General features: G+C 63.7%; 10 protein-coding genes and 1 pseudogene. 4 read left to right on the top strand and 7 right to left on the bottom strand.

Annotation, left to right across the window (positions count from 1 at the left end):
- Positions 1 to 106 (top strand): annotated as a pseudogene (locus G7020_RS24070) (IS110 family transposase); the annotation flags it as partial.
- 99 nt (positions 107 to 205) lie between these two features.
- Here the strand turns inward: G7020_RS24070 and G7020_RS13190 are convergent.
- From G7020_RS13190 to polA, 5 genes are all read right to left on the bottom strand, one after another.
- Positions 206 to 1,387: a PepSY-associated TM helix domain-containing protein gene (locus G7020_RS13190; protein WP_181085109.1), complete on the bottom strand. Its 1,182-nt coding sequence runs from the start codon at positions 1,385 to 1,387 to the stop codon at positions 206 to 208.
- Between the two features lie 67 nt (positions 1,388 to 1,454).
- The gene (locus G7020_RS13195) at positions 1,455 to 3,914 is read right to left on the bottom strand and encodes a TonB-dependent siderophore receptor (RefSeq protein WP_181085111.1); all 2,460 of its coding nucleotides are present in this window, start codon (positions 3,912 to 3,914) and stop codon (positions 1,455 to 1,457) included.
- Between the two features lie 110 nt (positions 3,915 to 4,024).
- On the bottom strand, positions 4,025 to 4,981 hold the full coding sequence (locus G7020_RS13200) for a FecR domain-containing protein (protein WP_181085113.1): 957 nt from the start codon (positions 4,979 to 4,981) through the stop codon (positions 4,025 to 4,027).
- Complete coding sequence (locus G7020_RS13205) at positions 4,978 to 5,493, bottom strand: sigma-70 family RNA polymerase sigma factor (protein ID WP_181085115.1); 516 nt, start codon at positions 5,491 to 5,493, stop codon at positions 4,978 to 4,980. Before G7020_RS13205 ends, G7020_RS13200 begins: the two co-directional genes overlap by 4 nt.
- 325 nt (positions 5,494 to 5,818) lie before the next feature.
- Positions 5,819 to 8,560, bottom strand: a complete 2,742-nt coding sequence (gene polA / locus G7020_RS13210) for a DNA polymerase I (protein ID WP_181085117.1) — start codon at positions 8,558 to 8,560, stop codon at positions 5,819 to 5,821.
- Between the two features lie 75 nt (positions 8,561 to 8,635).
- On the opposite strand from polA, the gene G7020_RS13215 reads away from it, so the two are divergent.
- From G7020_RS13215 to ppnN, 3 genes are all read left to right on the top strand, one after another.
- Positions 8,636 to 8,917: a DUF2782 domain-containing protein gene (locus tag G7020_RS13215; protein WP_181085119.1), complete on the top strand. Its 282-nt coding sequence runs from the start codon at positions 8,636 to 8,638 to the stop codon at positions 8,915 to 8,917.
- 29 nt (positions 8,918 to 8,946) lie between these two features.
- The gene (locus tag G7020_RS13220; protein ID WP_181085121.1) at positions 8,947 to 9,897 is read left to right on the top strand and encodes a homoserine kinase; all 951 of its coding nucleotides are present in this window, start codon (positions 8,947 to 8,949) and stop codon (positions 9,895 to 9,897) included.
- A 178-nt stretch (positions 9,898 to 10,075) separates the two neighbouring features.
- Positions 10,076 to 11,449: a nucleotide 5'-monophosphate nucleosidase PpnN gene (gene ppnN, locus G7020_RS13225; protein ID WP_181085123.1), complete on the top strand. Its 1,374-nt coding sequence runs from the start codon at positions 10,076 to 10,078 to the stop codon at positions 11,447 to 11,449.
- Positions 11,450 to 11,947: 498 nt separating this feature from the next.
- Here ppnN and G7020_RS13230 read toward each other — a convergent pair whose 3' ends face one another.
- The gene (locus G7020_RS13230) at positions 11,948 to 12,643 is read right to left on the bottom strand and encodes an NrdJb (RefSeq protein ID WP_181085125.1); all 696 of its coding nucleotides are present in this window, start codon (positions 12,641 to 12,643) and stop codon (positions 11,948 to 11,950) included.
- Between the two features lie 52 nt (positions 12,644 to 12,695).
- Positions 12,696 to 14,846, bottom strand: a complete 2,151-nt coding sequence (locus tag G7020_RS13235; RefSeq protein ID WP_181085126.1) for an adenosylcobalamin-dependent ribonucleoside-diphosphate reductase — start codon at positions 14,844 to 14,846, stop codon at positions 12,696 to 12,698.
- Positions 14,847 to 15,004 lie beyond the last annotated feature (158 nt).

A 15,004-nucleotide genomic window follows, 5' to 3' on the forward strand; every position in this document is an offset into this window, starting at 1 on the left:
CGGCAAACAGATCGTCTGCGCGGCGATGCGTAAATTGCTCTGTATCGCCTATGGCGTGTTGAAATCCGGCGAACCGTTCAACCCCGAACTCGCTATTGCGAAGTGAGGGGCAAGACGGTATCTACGAAGCCGCGGCATTTGTAGGTCGAATTAGCCGAAGGCGCAATCCGACGATCCGAAGGCGAACCCGACACGCACCTCTCAATCACACCACCCACTCTGCCTCGCGCCTGAACGCTGCCGCCCTCCTCGCACGCAGCTTGCGCCACCAGATCACCACACCCGTCACTGACAGCACGGCTATCGCCACGCCCAGCACCGCGATCAGGATCCGCCCCGGCATCCCGAGAATACGCCCACCATGGATCGCCGGCTGCAGCATGTGGAACTGCTGGCCCAGGGTGCCTTGCCCCGGTATTTCCTGACCCAGCAACCGGGTCCCATCGGTACCGTGGAAGAACAGCCAGGCATTGCCCTGGTTGCTGTCGTGATCGCCGAAGCCGGCGCCGTAGAAGTTGTATTCGAAGCTGTAGTACAGCTCGCCGATGGGCTCGCTCAGGCCAAGGTCGGCCGCATGCTGCATGGCGTAGGCGTAGGCCTGGTGGAAATCGTAGGCGGTAGTGCCCAGCTCGTTCTTGGGCAGCCTGCCGCGCGCCTCGTAGACGCTCGGCTCTACCTTGGATACCAGCGACACCACCGGCTTGAACACCTGCTCGGGCAGGTTCATGGCCACGCTGCTCACCGCTACCGGGGTGAGCAGCAGCCACAGCCACAGGCCGCCAGCGCGGTGCACGTCATGATTCATGCGCTGGCGCTTGATCTTCCACGACGTCCACCACTTGCCGAAGAAGGGCCGTCCGCGGGGAAAGGTCAGCAGCAGCGAAACGAAGCAGTCGAGCACCCAGGCGATCGCCACGATGCCCATCAGCCACAGCCCCCAGTTGCCCGGCAGAGACAGGTTGTAGTGAAACTCGAGCATGAAGGGCACGAAGTTCTTGCGCGAGAAACAGCACTCGCCCCAGTAGCGCGTGCCGACCGGCGCGCCGGTCACCGCGTCGAGGTAATGCACCACGGGCCTGATATCGAAAGACTTGCCGGTCGCGGGGTCCTTGCGTGGCACCAGCGCCATCAGCGCGGCATGGCCCGGCTCGTCGGGGAACTCCATGTACCAGACCTGCATGCGCGGATTGGCCGCCTCGATCCGCTCGACCAGATCGCCCGGCGCCAGCACCGGGCCCTCGCTGGTGGTGTGGTAGAACTCGGGATTCAGCCACTCGTCCAGCTCGTGATGAAAGGCCAGGATGCTGCCAGTGATGCCCGCCAGAAACAGGAACAGCGCAGTGGCCAGGCCGATGTAGCGGTGCAGGAGCACGAGGATGGAACGCATCGTCGGTTATCCGTATTTCAGAAAGCACGAAGCCGCCGGCCCGTGCAGGCCGGCGGCTGGTTATCGATCAGAATTCGTAGCTGACCGTTGCGGTGACATTGCGCTCCTCACCCAGATAGCAGTAGTTCAGGCTGCTGCCGCAGGCCGCCACGTACCTTTTGTCGGTGAGGTTGTTGGCGTTCAAGCGGACATCCATACCCGGCAGGCCCACTTTGGCAAGGTCATAGCCGATGGAGGCATCGAAGAGCGTATAGGACGGAATACGTTGCGTGTTCTCGGCATCGGCCCAGCTCTTGCCGACATAGCGGATGCCCGCGCCGGTGCTCAGCCCTTCCAGGCGATCACCGATGAAACGGTAATCCGCCCAGAGGGAGGCCATGTGACGCACGGATTGGGTCGGGGTGTTGCCCTTGTTATCCAGGGTGCTGTCCAAGGCGCTGAACACCGACTTCGAGTATTCGATATCAGTGAAGGTGTAGCTGCCCAGCAGGCGCAGGCTGTCGGTCAGTTGCAGACGGGCTTCAAGCTCCAGACCTTGCGAACGAACGGCCCCGACCGGGCGGAAGAAGTTCTCGTCAGGCAGCTTGGAGGCGAGGTTTTCCTGCTCGATGTGGAACAGTGCGGCGGTATACAGGTCGTCGCTGCCTGCCGGCTGGTACTTGATGCCCAACTCCCACTGGGTGCCCTCAGTCGGTTCGAGCGGAACGCCATTGGCGTCGGCGGTCGAGTTCGGGTTGAACGATTCCGAATAGCTGAGATAGGGCGCCACACCATTGTCGAACAGGTACAGAACGCCGGCGCGGGACGTCAGCTGATTGGAATCCTTGGCCGAAGAGACGCTCGCACCTGCCGTTTCCACCTCGGTCTCGACCCAGTCCTGACGCAGGCCCAGGGAGAAACGCCAGCGGTCGAGCTCGATCAGATCCTGCATATACAGGCCCGTCTGTTCCAGTCGACGGGTCTGGGCGAAGGGCGCGCCGGGCGCCACCGGTGCGCCGTAGACCGGGTCGAAGGCATCGAGGTTGGCGACAGCCGCGCCGTAATAGGCCACCTTCGCTTTTCCGCGCTGGTAATCGATACCCGTGATCAGGGTGTGGCGAAGCGCACCGGTGTCGAATTCGGCCTGCAGCATATTGTCGATGATCCAGGAGTGCAGCCGCTCATCCGCACCGGTATAGGCGCGCGCCAGTTCCGAGGTATCCCCGACCCAGCCCATGCCATAGACCTGTTCCGACTCGACCTGCGAATCCAGATAGCGGAAGTTCTGCCGCATCGACCAGGTATCGTCGAAGCGGTGCTCGAACTGGTAGCCGAGCATCTGCTGGGTGCGCTCGAATTTCTCGTGATCGGGCTCGCCTTCGAAGAAACCATCGGAGAGATAACGCCCGTTGCGCCGATAGAGCGTGCCTTCGGCAGGCAAGCCACCGTGATAGCCGCTTTCAGGGTCGTGTTGCATATAGGCTTGCAGCGTCAGCGCGGTGTCCTCGGAAAACGCCATACGCACAGACGGCGCCAGCGCATAACGCTCCGATTCGACGTGGTCGTACTGGGTATCGCTCCGGTCAGCCAGGCCGACCAGGCGATAGGAAAGCTGCCCCTGCTCATCCAGAGGGCCGCCCAGATCGACGCCGATGGCCTTCTGCCTGTTGCTACCGACCGTCGCCTGGATCTGGCGGTATGGCTCGCGGGTCGGCTGCTTGCTGGTCATCGCCACCAGCCCGCCGGGGAGGCTGCGGCCATACAGCACCGACGAAGGCCCCTTCAGCACATCGATACGCTCCAGCAGATAGGGATCGATCTGCATGGTGCTGTAAGTGCCGGCATCCCCCATGACCTTGAGGCCATCGAGATAGAGGTTATCCACCGAGCCATCGTTGAAACCGCGCATGGCCACATAGTCGTAGCGGCTGGTGGCGCCGTAGGGGCTGCTCATCACTCCTGGCGTGTAGCGCAGGGCCTGGGCAACCGTGAGCGAGCCCTGGTCATCCATCTGCTGGCGGGTCACCACCGAGACGCTCTGCGAGGTTTCCACCAGCGGCATGCTGGTCTTGGTCGCCACGCTACTGTGGCTGGCGTTGTAGCCTTCCATCGCGCCCAGGGCGTTACCCAGAGCGAAGCCTTCGACCACCATCGGCTTGAGTTCAACCGTACTGGCCTGTTCAGCACGCGGCACCAGCGAATAGGTGCCCTGCCCATTGCGTAGCGCTTGCAGACCGCTGCCCTGCAGCAACGCGGCGAAGCCTTCGTCCACACCGTATTGCCCGCTCAAACCGCGCGACTGGCGGCCTTCGAGCAAGGCGCCATCCACAGAAAGCATGACGCCCGCCTCACCGGCGAAGCGGCTGAGGGCGCTGGACAGCGGGCCTGCGGGAATTTCATAACTGCGAACCGATTGCTCGCTGGCGGCGAACTGCGCTAACGCGGCAGGCGTAGCGACGAGGGTCGCCAGTGGCAGGCAGAACAGCGCGGCGCGAATGGCCTGCGCCAGGGGACGCGAACGGTGATACGGGCGGTCTTGGAAGGGCATGAGTGATCCTTTTTGCGGAGGGCAAATTCACGGTCAGTGACCCTATGCCCGCCCAGCTCACAAAAAGGGAACCCGAACAGGAATATTTTTTATTCGCGTTAAGGTCGAACTCAGACGTCGCCTGTTCGCCCCGAGGGTTCAAGGCTGATCCACCAGGGCATGCGCCGGTTGATGCGCAGCGGCAAGGTGCTTTCCAGCGCATCCAGCACCCGCTCGGTATCCGCCAGCGGAAACGCGCCCACCACACGCAGATCGGCGATGCGTGGATCGCAACCGATATAGCCACGGCGATAGCGGCCCAGTTCGGCGACGAAGTCTTCCAGGCGCTGATTGTCGGCCAGCAGCACGCCGTTGGCCCATGCCTGGCTGGCCGCCTGAGCGGGTTGCGCCGGTCGAATGAAGTCGATGCCGAAGGTGGCTTGTTGTCCTGAGGCAATGGTTTGCGGCGCGCCGAAGCGGGTCGGCTGGATTTCAACCATACCGGCAAAGACGTCGAGCTGGGTCAGCCCCGGATGTTGCCGCACCGCGAAGCGTGCCTGCTGGCGTGCCTGTACGCGGCCTTCTGCCGTGCGCAGCAGCAAGGGACGCCGTTCCTCAGGCGTATCGAGCAGCAACTCGCCGCGCAACAGGGAAAGCTGTCGGACATGCCGGTCGAAAGACACATCCACGGCGCTGTAGGTGTTCAGCCACAGTTGCGAGCCATCCGCCAGGCGCAGGTCGCGGACTTCGCCGACGGCGGTGCGTTGATCAGCCGACCACTCCTGCCACCCGCCCAGGCCCGTAGACAGCGCCAGCGCGCCGCCACCCACCAGCGAGAGCATCTTCAGCGCCTGCCTTCGGTTGGGCTGACGTTGTTGCAACAGACGGCTGGCTGCCCGCCCGGCCCGGTCATCGGCCAGTGGCTGGAATTGTCCGCTGATGCGCTCGACCCGTTGCCAGGCCAGTGCATGTTGCGGCTCCCGCAACCAGGCGTGCCAGGCCTGCCGGTCCGCCGCACTGGCGGAGCCCGACTGCAGCACCGCGAACCAGTGTGCCGCCTCCTGCAAGACCCGGTAATCGGCGTTCATGGCTCTTCCGCCAACAGCAGGCAGTGCAGCATCGCCTGCGCCATGTACTTCTTGACCATGCGCTCGGAGACGCCAAGCTCCACCGCAATGGCAGCGTACTTCATGCCATGCAGCTGGGACATGAGAAACGCCGTTGTCACTTTCGAGGGCAGGCGGGCCAACATCGCGTCGATTCGCAGCAAGGTTTCCACGATCAGCGCCTGGGATTCGGGCGAAGGCGCGACCGCCTCCGGTTGCAGCATCAGGGCATCGAGATAGGCCTGCTCCACCTGCCGGCGACGCCAGTGATTGATCAGCAGCCCCTTGGCAATGGTGTGCAGATAGGCCCGTGGCTCGCGGATGGCGGCCATGTCCTGATCCTTGCCCAGCAGCCGGACGAAAGTATCCTGCGCCAGATCGGCGGCGTTCTGACTGCAGCCCAGCTGGCGCCGCAACCAGCCATTCAGCCAGCCCTGATGCTCGACATAGAGCCGCTGTATGTATTGTTGCCGGATGAGACTGTCGGCTGCCATGGAGCCTCCCGCAGGTTGGCGAGAGGAATGATAACGCTTCTCAATAGCGGATTTCTACCGGCAGCACTTATCAGTTTCAGAGACGAGTCCATGCCCCAGCGGGTGTTTTTCTCTGGGCGAAAAAAAACCTCGAACTTCATTGGGGGAGGGGGAAGTTCGAGGTTGAATCCGGACCGCTAGGGCGGGGTCCGAAGATCTGCCAACACTTAACACAACAAGGAGCATCGAAGAGCTTTCACACCCTTCGTAGCCTAGGACTCGACTGTCCGGCCCGAAGTTCAATGCGCCACGAAAAATATTCGCGCCGTTACACAAACGAGGCGCGTCAGTGCGCCTCGTCCCAGTTGCCACCTACACCCGTCTCCACCAGCAGCGGTACATCCAGTTCAGCGGCATGGCTCATCAGCGGGCAAAGCGCCTCGCGCACCTGCTCGATCAGGTCTTCGCGCACCTCCAGCACCAGTTCATCGTGCACCTGCAGGATCACCCGCGCATCCAGCCCGCTCTGTTGCAGCCAGGCGTCCACGGTGATCATGGCGCGCTTGATGATATCCGCTGCGGTGCCCTGCATCGGCGCGTTGATCGCGGTGCGCTCGGCACCCTTGCGCATGGCGCCGTTCTTCGAGTTGATCTCGGGCAGGTACAGGCGGCGTCCGAACAGCGTCTCGACATAACCCTGCTCGGCAGCCTGGGCGCGGGTGCGCTCCATGTAGGCCAGCACGCCGGGGTAACGGGCGAAGTAGCGGTCGATATAGGCCTGGGCTTCACCGCGGGCGACGTCGATCTGCTTGGCCAGGCCGAAGGCGCTCATGCCGTAGATCAGGCCGAAGTTGATCGCCTTGGCGCGGCGCCGCTGCTCCGCACTGACCTCATCCAGCGGCACGCCGAACACCTCGGCGGCAGTGGCGCGGTGTACATCCAGACCGTTGCGGAAGGCGTGCAGCAGGCCTTCGTCCTGGGCCAGGTGGGCCATGATGCGCAACTCGATCTGCGAGTAGTCCGCCGCCAGCAACTTGTAGCCGGGCGCGGCGACGAAGGCCTGGCGGATACGCCGGCCCTCGGCGGTACGGATCGGGATGTTCTGCAGGTTCGGGTCACTGGAAGACAACCGGCCAGTGGCGGTGACCGCCTGGTGATAGCTGGTGTGGATGCGCCCGGTGCGCGGGTTGATCTGCTGCGGCAGCTTGTCGGTATAGGTGCCCTTGAGCTTGCTCAGGCTGCGGTGCTGCATGATCACCTTGGGCAGCGGGTAGTCACGCTCGGCCAGTTCCGCCAGCACGCTTTCGGCGGTGGAAGGCTGGCCGCCAGCGGTTTTCGACAGCACCGGGCAACCGAGCTTTTCATAAAGAATGGCGCACAGCTGCTTGGGCGAGCCGAGGTTGAATTCCTCGCCGGCGATATCGAAGGCTTCGCGTTCGAGCTGCACCAGCTTTTCACCCAGCTCGACGCTCTGCTGGCCCAGCAACTGGGCATCGACCAGAGCGCCGCTACGCTCGATACGCGCCAGCACCGGCACCAGCGGCATTTCGATTTCGTTCAATACCTTGAGCAGCGAAGGCGTGGCTTCGAGCTTTTCCAGCAGCGTCTGGTGCAGGCGCAGGGTGACGTCGGCATCTTCGGCGGCGTAGGGGCCGGCCTGCTCGATGGCGATCTGGTCGAAGGTCAGCTGCTTGGCACCCTTGCCGGCGATGTCCTCGAAGCGGATGGTGCCGCGACCGAGGTACTTGAGCGCCAGGCTGTCCATATCATGGCGGGTGGCGGTGGCGTCCAGCACGTAGGATTCGAGCATGGTGTCGAAGCGCAGGCCGCGCATCTCGATACCGTAGTGCGCGAGCACGTTCATGTCGTACTTGCCGTGCTGGCAGATCTTGCCCTGGTCCGGGTCTTCCAGCAGCGGTTTGAGGGCGGCGAGCACGCTGTCGCGGTCCAGCTGCTGCGGCACACCCATATAGCTGTGGCACAGCGGCACGTAAGCGGCCTTGCCGGTCTCGATGGCGAAGGACAGACCCACCAGCTGCGCCTTCTGCGCGTCGATGCTGGTGGTTTCGGTGTCGAAGGCGAAGCGCTCGGCGCGCTTGAGCTGCGCCAGCCAGCGGTCGAAGTCGGCCTGTGCGAGAAGCGTCTCGTACTCGGCTTCGGCCTGAATCGAAGCCCCTTCCGAGGTGTCCTCATTGCTTTCAGCGGCTTTCGCTTCACGCAACAGCTCGTCCAGCCACTGCTTGAACTCCAGCTCGCGGTAGAGCGCGATCAGCGCCTCGCGATGCGGCTCGCCGGGCATCAGGTCGGCCACCTGCACGTCCAGCGGCACGTCGAGCTTGATGGTCGCCAGCTCGTAGGACATGAAGGCCGCCTCGCGGTGTTCCGCAAGCTTGATACCCAGCGACTTGGCGCCGCGAATCGGCAACGCCGCAACCGCATCGAGGTTGTCGTAAAGCCCCTTGAGCCCGCCGGCGATGCCGTTGAGCAGGCCGCAGGCGGTCTTCTCGCCGACGCCGGGCACGCCGGGTATGTTGTCCACCTTGTCGCCCATCAGCGCAAGGAAGTCGATGATCAGCTCGGGGCCGACGCCGAACTTGTTCTGCACGCCTGCCACATCATAAACGCTGCCGGTCATGGTGTTGACCAGAGTGACGTGAGGGCAGACCAGCTGCGCCATGTCCTTGTCGCCGGTGGAAATCACCACGTCGCGCCCCAGCGCTGCGCACTGGCGCGCCAGGGTGCCGATCACATCGTCGGCCTCGACGCCTTCGACACACAGCAGCGGCAGGCCCAGCGCACGCACGCTGGCATGTAACGGCTCGATCTGGCCGCGCAGGTCGTCGGGCATCGGCGGGCGGTGGGATTTGTATTCGGCGAACAGCTCGTCACGAAAGGTCGGCCCCTTGGCGTCGAAGACCACCGCAAACGGGCTGTCCGGGTACTGCCGGCGCAGCGACAGCAGCATGTTCAGCACGCCTTTCACCGCGCCGGTGGGCTTGCCGGTGGAGGTGGTCAGCGGCGGCAGGGCATGGAAGGCGCGATAGAGGTAGGACGAACCGTCCACCAGGACCAGGGGCGTTTGACTCATGAGCGGGATCAACCTTTTCGATGGCCTCGGGGCTAGAATGCGCAGGACCAATCACTGGAAAGGGACAAGGTTATCATGCGCGCTCTCAAACACCTGATGCTGGCCGGTGTGCTGGCAGCCGTTCCGCTCGTCGGCTTTGCCCAGGAATCGGTGGACGGCGATCCGGACGTCACCATCCGTCAGGAAGGCGAACGCACAGTGGAGGAATACCGCGTCAATGGCTTCCTCTACGCCGTGAAAGTCACGCCCAAGCACGGCAAGCCCTACTTCTTGGTGCGCGCCGACGGCGACAGCAATTTCGTGCGCGCCGACCAGCCGGACATGCTGATTCCCGCCTGGGAGATCTTCCGTTGGTAAACGCCCGCTGTCATTGAGGAAGGCCCCCCATGTCCGTATTCACGCCACTTGAACAGCACGAACTGGAAGCCTTTCTGGCGCCTTTCCAACTGGGGCGCCTGCGCGACTTCCAGGGCATCGTTGCCGGCACCGAGAACAGCAACTTCTTCGTCAGCCTGGAGCGGGGTGAATACGTCCTCACGCTGATCGAGCGTGGACCAGTGCAGGATCTGCCGTTCTTCATCGAGCTGCTCGACGTGCTGCATCAGGCGCGCATCCCCGTGCCCCATGCCGTGCGCACCGCCGAAGGTGTGGCGCTGGGTACGCTGGCGGAAAAGCCCGCATTGCTGCAACCGCGCCTGCCGGGCCGGCACGTCACCTCGCCGAATGCCGCGCACTGCACGGAAGTCGGGCACCTGCTGGCGCGCATCCACCTGGCGACCCGCGAGCGGATTCTGGAGCGCCCCAGCGACCGTGGTCCGGACTGGATGCAGCGGGAGGGGCCGAGCCTGGCGCTGAACCTGCCCGACACGCAACTGCCACTGCTGCGCGATGGCCTGGCGGAAATCGCCGAGCTGAAGCCGAAGTTCCGCACCCTGCCCAGGGCCAACCTGCATGCCGACCTGTTCCGCGACAACGTGCTCTTCGAAGGCAGCCACCTGACCGGCGTGGTCGACTTCTACAACGCCTGCTCGGGGCCGATGCTCTATGACGTGGCGATTGCGGTGAACGACTGGTGCTCGCACCCCAACGGTGAAATCGACGAAGCGCGCAGCCGGCCCCTGCTGGCGGCCTATTCCGCCCTGCGCCGCTTCACCCCGGTCGAGGCCGAGCTCTGGCAGCCGATGCTGCGCATGGCCTGCGTGCGTTTCTGGCTTTCACGCCTGGTCGCCGCCCAGCAGATTGCCGGCCAGCAGGTGCTGGTCAAGGACCCCGACGAGTTCCACCGCCTGCTGCGCGCGCGCCAGCATTTCCACAGCGCATTGCCGTTCGCCTTCTGACAGGCAGGGAACATTTCCCCGCCGCCGGCGTCTGTCCTCTCCGCTTGTGGTCCTCCCGAGGAGTGCGGTTAAGATGAGCCACCTCGGCCATTCCTCACGCTTGTCAGGCTGACCACTCACCATCCTGATGCACCTGTGCCCTTGCGGGGCCGGTGGCATTGTCTTCAGGGAAACACGAATGACTTCACGCTATGTAATCGATGCCTCGGTACACCCCAAGGGCAGCCTGGAAACGCTGTCGCAACGGGAAGTCCAGCAGCTGAGCGAAGCCGGCTCGGGCAGCACCTATGCACTGTTCCGCCAATGCGCCCTGGCGATCCTCAATACCGGCGCACATATCGACAATGCCAAGACCATCCTCGAAGCCTATGAGGACTTCGAGGTGCGCATTCATCAGCAGGACCGGGGCGTGCGCCTGGAACTGATCAACGCGCCCGCCGACGCCTTCGTCGATGGCCATATGATCGCCAGCACCCGCGAAATGCTGTTCAGCGCACTACGCGACATCGTCTACACCGAAAACGAGCTGTGCAGCACGCGCATCGATCTGAGCACGTCCCAGGGCATCACCGACTATGTCTTCCACCTGCTGCGCAACGCCCGCACCCTGCATCCCGGCGCCGAGCCGAACATGGCCGTATGCTGGGGTGGACACTCGATCAGCAGCGAGGAATACCAGTACAGCAAGCGCGTCGGCCATGAACTGGGCCTGCGCAACCTGAACATCTGCACCGGCTGCGGGCCGGGCGTGATGAAAGGCCCGATGAAAGGCGCCACCATCGCCCACGCCAAGCAACGCCTGGTCGGCGGGCGCTATCTGGGCCTGACCGAGCCGGGGATCATCGCCGCCGAGGCGCCGAACCCCATCGTCAACGAACTGGTGATCATGCCGGATATCGAGAAGCGCCTGGAGGCCTTCGTCCGCGTCGGCCACGGCATCATCATCTTCCCCGGCGGCGTCGGCACCGCCGAGGAGTTCCTCTATCTGCTCGGCATCCTGCTGCACCCGGACAACCAGGACATTCCCCTGCCGGTCATTCTCACCGGCCCGAGCGAAGCAGCACCCTATCTGCAGCAACTGCACGAATTCGTCGGCGCCACCCTGGGCGAGGCGGCCCAGCAGCGCTACCAGATCATCATCGACAATCCGGCCGAAGTGGCCAGGCAGATGGTCGAAGGACTGAAGGCGGTGAAGAATTTCCGCCGCGAACGCAACGACGCCTTCCATTTCAACTGGCTGCTGAAGATCGAGGAAAGCTTCCAGCACCCCTTCGACCCCACGCACGAGAACATGGCCAGCCTGCAACTGACCCGCGAGGTACCGCCCCATGAGCTGGCGGCCAACCTGCGCCGGGCCTTTTCCGGAATCGTCGCCGGCAACGTCAAGGACAAGGGCATCCGCCGTATCGAGCAGTTCGGGCGCTACGAAATCCATGGCGACCCGGCGATCATGAAACCGCTGGACGCGCTGTTGCAGGCCTTCGTCGCACAGCACCGGATGAAATTGCCCGGTGGACGGCCCTACGAGCCCTGTTATCGCGTGGTGAGCTGAACCTACGGGTCACGACGCTCCACCGACCCGACGAACGGGCGGTCAGACTCGCTGAGAGCCGCGCTTTGCTTGTCGGATTACGAGACCGGATCGTCGGATTACGCCTTCGGCTAATCCGACCTACAAAGGCCGGCTCTGCGCTGTGTAGGTCGGGTCACGCTTCACCGACCCGACGAGCGGGCGGGCGGACTCGCCGAGAGCCGCGCTTTGCTCGTCGTATTACGAGACCGGATCGTCAGATTACGCCTTCGGCTAATCCGACCTACAAAGGCCGGCTCTGCGCTGTGTAGGTCGGGTCACGCTTCACCGACCCGACGAGCGGGCGGTCAGACTCGCTGAGAGCCGGCGCTTTGCTCGTCGGATTACGAGACCGGATCGTCGGATTACGCCTTCGGCTAATCCGACCTACAACGGTCGGCTCTGCGCTGTGTAGGTCGGGTCGCGCTTCATCGACCCGACGAGCGGGCGGTCAGACTCGCTGAGAGTCTGGACGTTAGCTCAACCGCACTTGGAATTGCCGCAGTTGAGGCAGGTGGCGCAGCCGTCCATCTGCACCACGGCCTGGGTACTGCACTTGTTGCACAGCTGGGCGCCGGCGGGGAAGCCGTCGCCCGGCTCAAGGGCCACGGCGCCCTGGCTGGCTTCATAGGCGGCACGCTTCTCGGCCAGGTACTTGAGCTGGGTTTCGTCCAGCGCCTGGCCTTCGAGCATGCCAATGGCGATCAGATGGCGCTCCAGCACGCCGCCGATCTCGGCGACGATGGACGGCATGTAGACGCCGCCCTTCTTCAGGTAACCGCCACGCGGGTCGAACACCGCCTTCAACTCTTCCACCAGGAAGGTGCAGTCACCGCCTTTGCGGAACACCGCCGACATGATGCGGGTGAGGGCAACGATCCACTGGAAGTGGTCCATGTTCTTCGAATTGATGAAGATCTCGAACGGGCGGCGCTGCTCGTGCTGCGTGCCGGCGTTGAGCACGATGTCGTTGACGGTGACGTAGAGCGCGTGCTCGAACAGCGGCGACTTGATCTTGTAGGTCATGCCGATCAGTGTTTCCGGGCGCTGCAGGCTCTCGTCCATCTCTACCACGGGCTTGCCAGCGGGTTGCGGCTCGGCGGGCGCGATAGGGCGTTCGAGGGTTTCATCGACGACCTTGAAGCCCTTGATGCGCTGAGTGATCTTTACGGTCATTGTGTTCTCCATCCGGGCGGCGGGCCGCCCGGCTAACGTCAGGTGGGCCGGCTCAGTACTTGCCGTAATAGCCTTCTTTGAGGGCGTCGAAGAGGTTGGCGGCGCTGTTCACCTCGCCGTCGTATTCCACTTCCTGGTTGCCCTTGAGCTCGACCACGCTGCCGTCTTCGAGGGTGAAGCGGTAGAGGGTCTTCTCCAGGTCGGCTTCCTTGACCAGCACGCCCTGGAAGGCCGCCGGGTTGAAGCGGAAGGTGGTGCAGCCCTTGAGGCCCTGGCGCCAGGCGTAGCGGTAAATATCCTTGAACGCCTCGAACGGGTAGTCGGTGGGCACGTTGGCGGTCTTGGAGATCGACGAATCGACCCATTTCTGCGCGGCGGCCTGGATATCGACATGCTGCGTCGGGGTGATGTCATCGGCAGTGATGAAATAGTCCGGCAGCTTCTCGCCCGGCTCCTGGGAGCCCGGCTTGGCGCGCTCGTTGATCAGCGTGCGGTAGGCCAGCAGCTCGTAGCTGTAGACCTCGATCTTTTCCTTGGCCTTGCGCCCTGCGCGGATCAGGTTGCGCGAGTAGTGGTGGGCGAAGCTCGGCTCGATGCCATTGGAGGCGTTGTTGGCCAGGCTCAGGCTGATGGTGCCGGTGGGTGCGATGGAGCTGTGGTGAGTGAAGCGCGCGCCCTGTTCGGCCAGCGCCTCGATCAGCTCGGGCGCGTATTCGGCGATCTTCTGCATGTAGCGCGAATACCTGGCGTGCAGCACACGGCCCGGCACCTGATCGCCGACCTGGTAGCCGTCCTTCTTCATCTCCGGGCGCTTGCGCAGCATCTCGGCGGTGACTTCGAAGGACTCGGCAAGCAGCGGCGCAGGGCCTTTCTCGCGGGACAGTTCAAGCGCCACCTGCCAGCCGACCAGAGCCATTTCGCGGGCGACTTCTTCGGTGAACACGCAGGCTTCCGGGCTGCCATAACGCAGCTTGAGCAGAGTCAGGGCCGAGCCGAGACCAAGGAAGCCCATGCCGTGGCGGCGCTTGTGCTCGATCTCGTGACGCTGGCGTGCCAGAGGCAGGCCGTTGATTTCCACGACGTTGTCGAGCATGCGGGTGAACAGGCGCACCACCTCGCGGTATTTGTCCCAGTCGAAGCGCGCATCTTCGCCGAAGGGGTCGATGACGAAGCGGGTCAGGTTGATCGAGCCCAGCAGGCAGGAGCCGTAGGGCGGCAGCGGCTGTTCGCCGCAGGGGTTGGTCGCCCGGATCGCCTCGCACCACCAGTTGTTGTTCAACTGGTTGACGCGGTCGATGAGGATGAAGCCCGGCTCGGCGTAGTCGTAGGTGGAGACCATGATCATGTCCCACAGGTGCCGCGCCTTGACCCGGCCATAGATCTTGCAGGCCACCAGGCCGTCCTCGCGAACGATGTAGCCTTCGTGGGTCGGCCATTCGCGCCAGACCACCTGCTCGGGGTCATCCAGGTCCAGCTCGGCCTTTTCCTTGAGGTGCAGCGGGAAGATCAGCGGCCAGTCGCCGTCGGCTTCGACCGCCTGCATGAACTCGTCGGTGATCAGCAGGCTGAGGTTGAACTGGCGCAGGCGGCCATCCTCGCGCTTGGCGCGGATGAATTCGCGCACGTCCGGATGGCCGACGTCGAAGGTGCCCATCTGCGCGCCACGGCGACCGCCGGCGGAGCTGACGGTGAAGCACATCTTGTCGAAGATATCCATGAACGACAGCGGCCCGCTGGTATGCGCGCCGGCACCCGAAACGAAGGAGCCGCGCGGGCGCAGGGTGCTGAATTCGTAACCGATGCCGCAGCCGGCCTTGAGCGTCAGCCCGGCCTCGTGGACCTTGCCGAGAATCTCGTCCATCGAGTCGTCGATGGTGCCGGACACGGTGCAGTTGATGGTCGAGGTCGCCGGCTTGTAGTCCTGCGCGCCGGCGTTGGAAATGATCCGCCCGGCCGGGATGGCGCCGTTACGCAGCGCCCAGAGGAACTGCTGATACCAGAGTTCGCGCGTATCCTGCGCTTCCACTTCGGCCAGCGCCCGTGCCACCCGCTGCCAAGTGGCGTCTACGTCCGCATCGACCGCCGCGCCATCCTTGCTGGTAAGGCGGTATTTCTGCGCCCAGATATCCTCGGAGGCCACCTGCAGGGGAATGCTGGAAGTGGTTGTGCTCTCTGCCGCGACCGGCCCGCCCGTCTTCGCCATGCGCTGCGCATCCTCGTGTCGTATGGGAAAAATCGAAACGCGAAGCTTATGCCATGCCGGCGAGAATGGCACCTGACGGTTATCAATCTACCCCACAGGTACGCATGAAAATGACGCATTCCGGATCAGTGGCACGCAGGTCTGCGCGATCACGAAAC

Source organism: Stutzerimonas stutzeri (assembly GCF_013522825.1).
Classification (GTDB): domain Bacteria; phylum Pseudomonadota; class Gammaproteobacteria; order Pseudomonadales; family Pseudomonadaceae; genus Stutzerimonas; species Stutzerimonas stutzeri_AK.

Excerpts from the sequence above, each read along its gene's own strand:
- G7020_RS13190 (WP_181085109.1), bottom strand. The coding sequence starts at position 1,387 with ATGCGTTCCATCCTCGTGCTCCTGCACCGCTACATCGGCCTGGCCACT.
- G7020_RS13195 (WP_181085111.1), bottom strand. The coding sequence starts at position 3,914 with ATGCCCTTCCAAGACCGCCCGTATCACCGTTCGCGTCCCCTGGCGCAG.
- G7020_RS13200 (WP_181085113.1), bottom strand. The coding sequence starts at position 4,981 with ATGAACGCCGATTACCGGGTCTTGCAGGAGGCGGCACACTGGTTCGCG.
- G7020_RS13205 (WP_181085115.1), bottom strand. The coding sequence starts at position 5,493 with ATGGCAGCCGACAGTCTCATCCGGCAACAATACATACAGCGGCTCTAT.
- polA (WP_181085117.1), bottom strand. The coding sequence starts at position 8,560 with ATGAGTCAAACGCCCCTGGTCCTGGTGGACGGTTCGTCCTACCTCTAT.
- G7020_RS13215 (WP_181085119.1), top strand. The coding sequence starts at position 8,636 with ATGCGCGCTCTCAAACACCTGATGCTGGCCGGTGTGCTGGCAGCCGTT.
- G7020_RS13220 (WP_181085121.1), top strand. The coding sequence starts at position 8,947 with ATGTCCGTATTCACGCCACTTGAACAGCACGAACTGGAAGCCTTTCTG.
- ppnN (WP_181085123.1), top strand. The coding sequence starts at position 10,076 with ATGACTTCACGCTATGTAATCGATGCCTCGGTACACCCCAAGGGCAGC.
- G7020_RS13230 (WP_181085125.1), bottom strand. The coding sequence starts at position 12,643 with ATGACCGTAAAGATCACTCAGCGCATCAAGGGCTTCAAGGTCGTCGAT.
- G7020_RS13235 (WP_181085126.1), bottom strand. The coding sequence starts at position 14,846 with ATGGCGAAGACGGGCGGGCCGGTCGCGGCAGAGAGCACAACCACTTCC.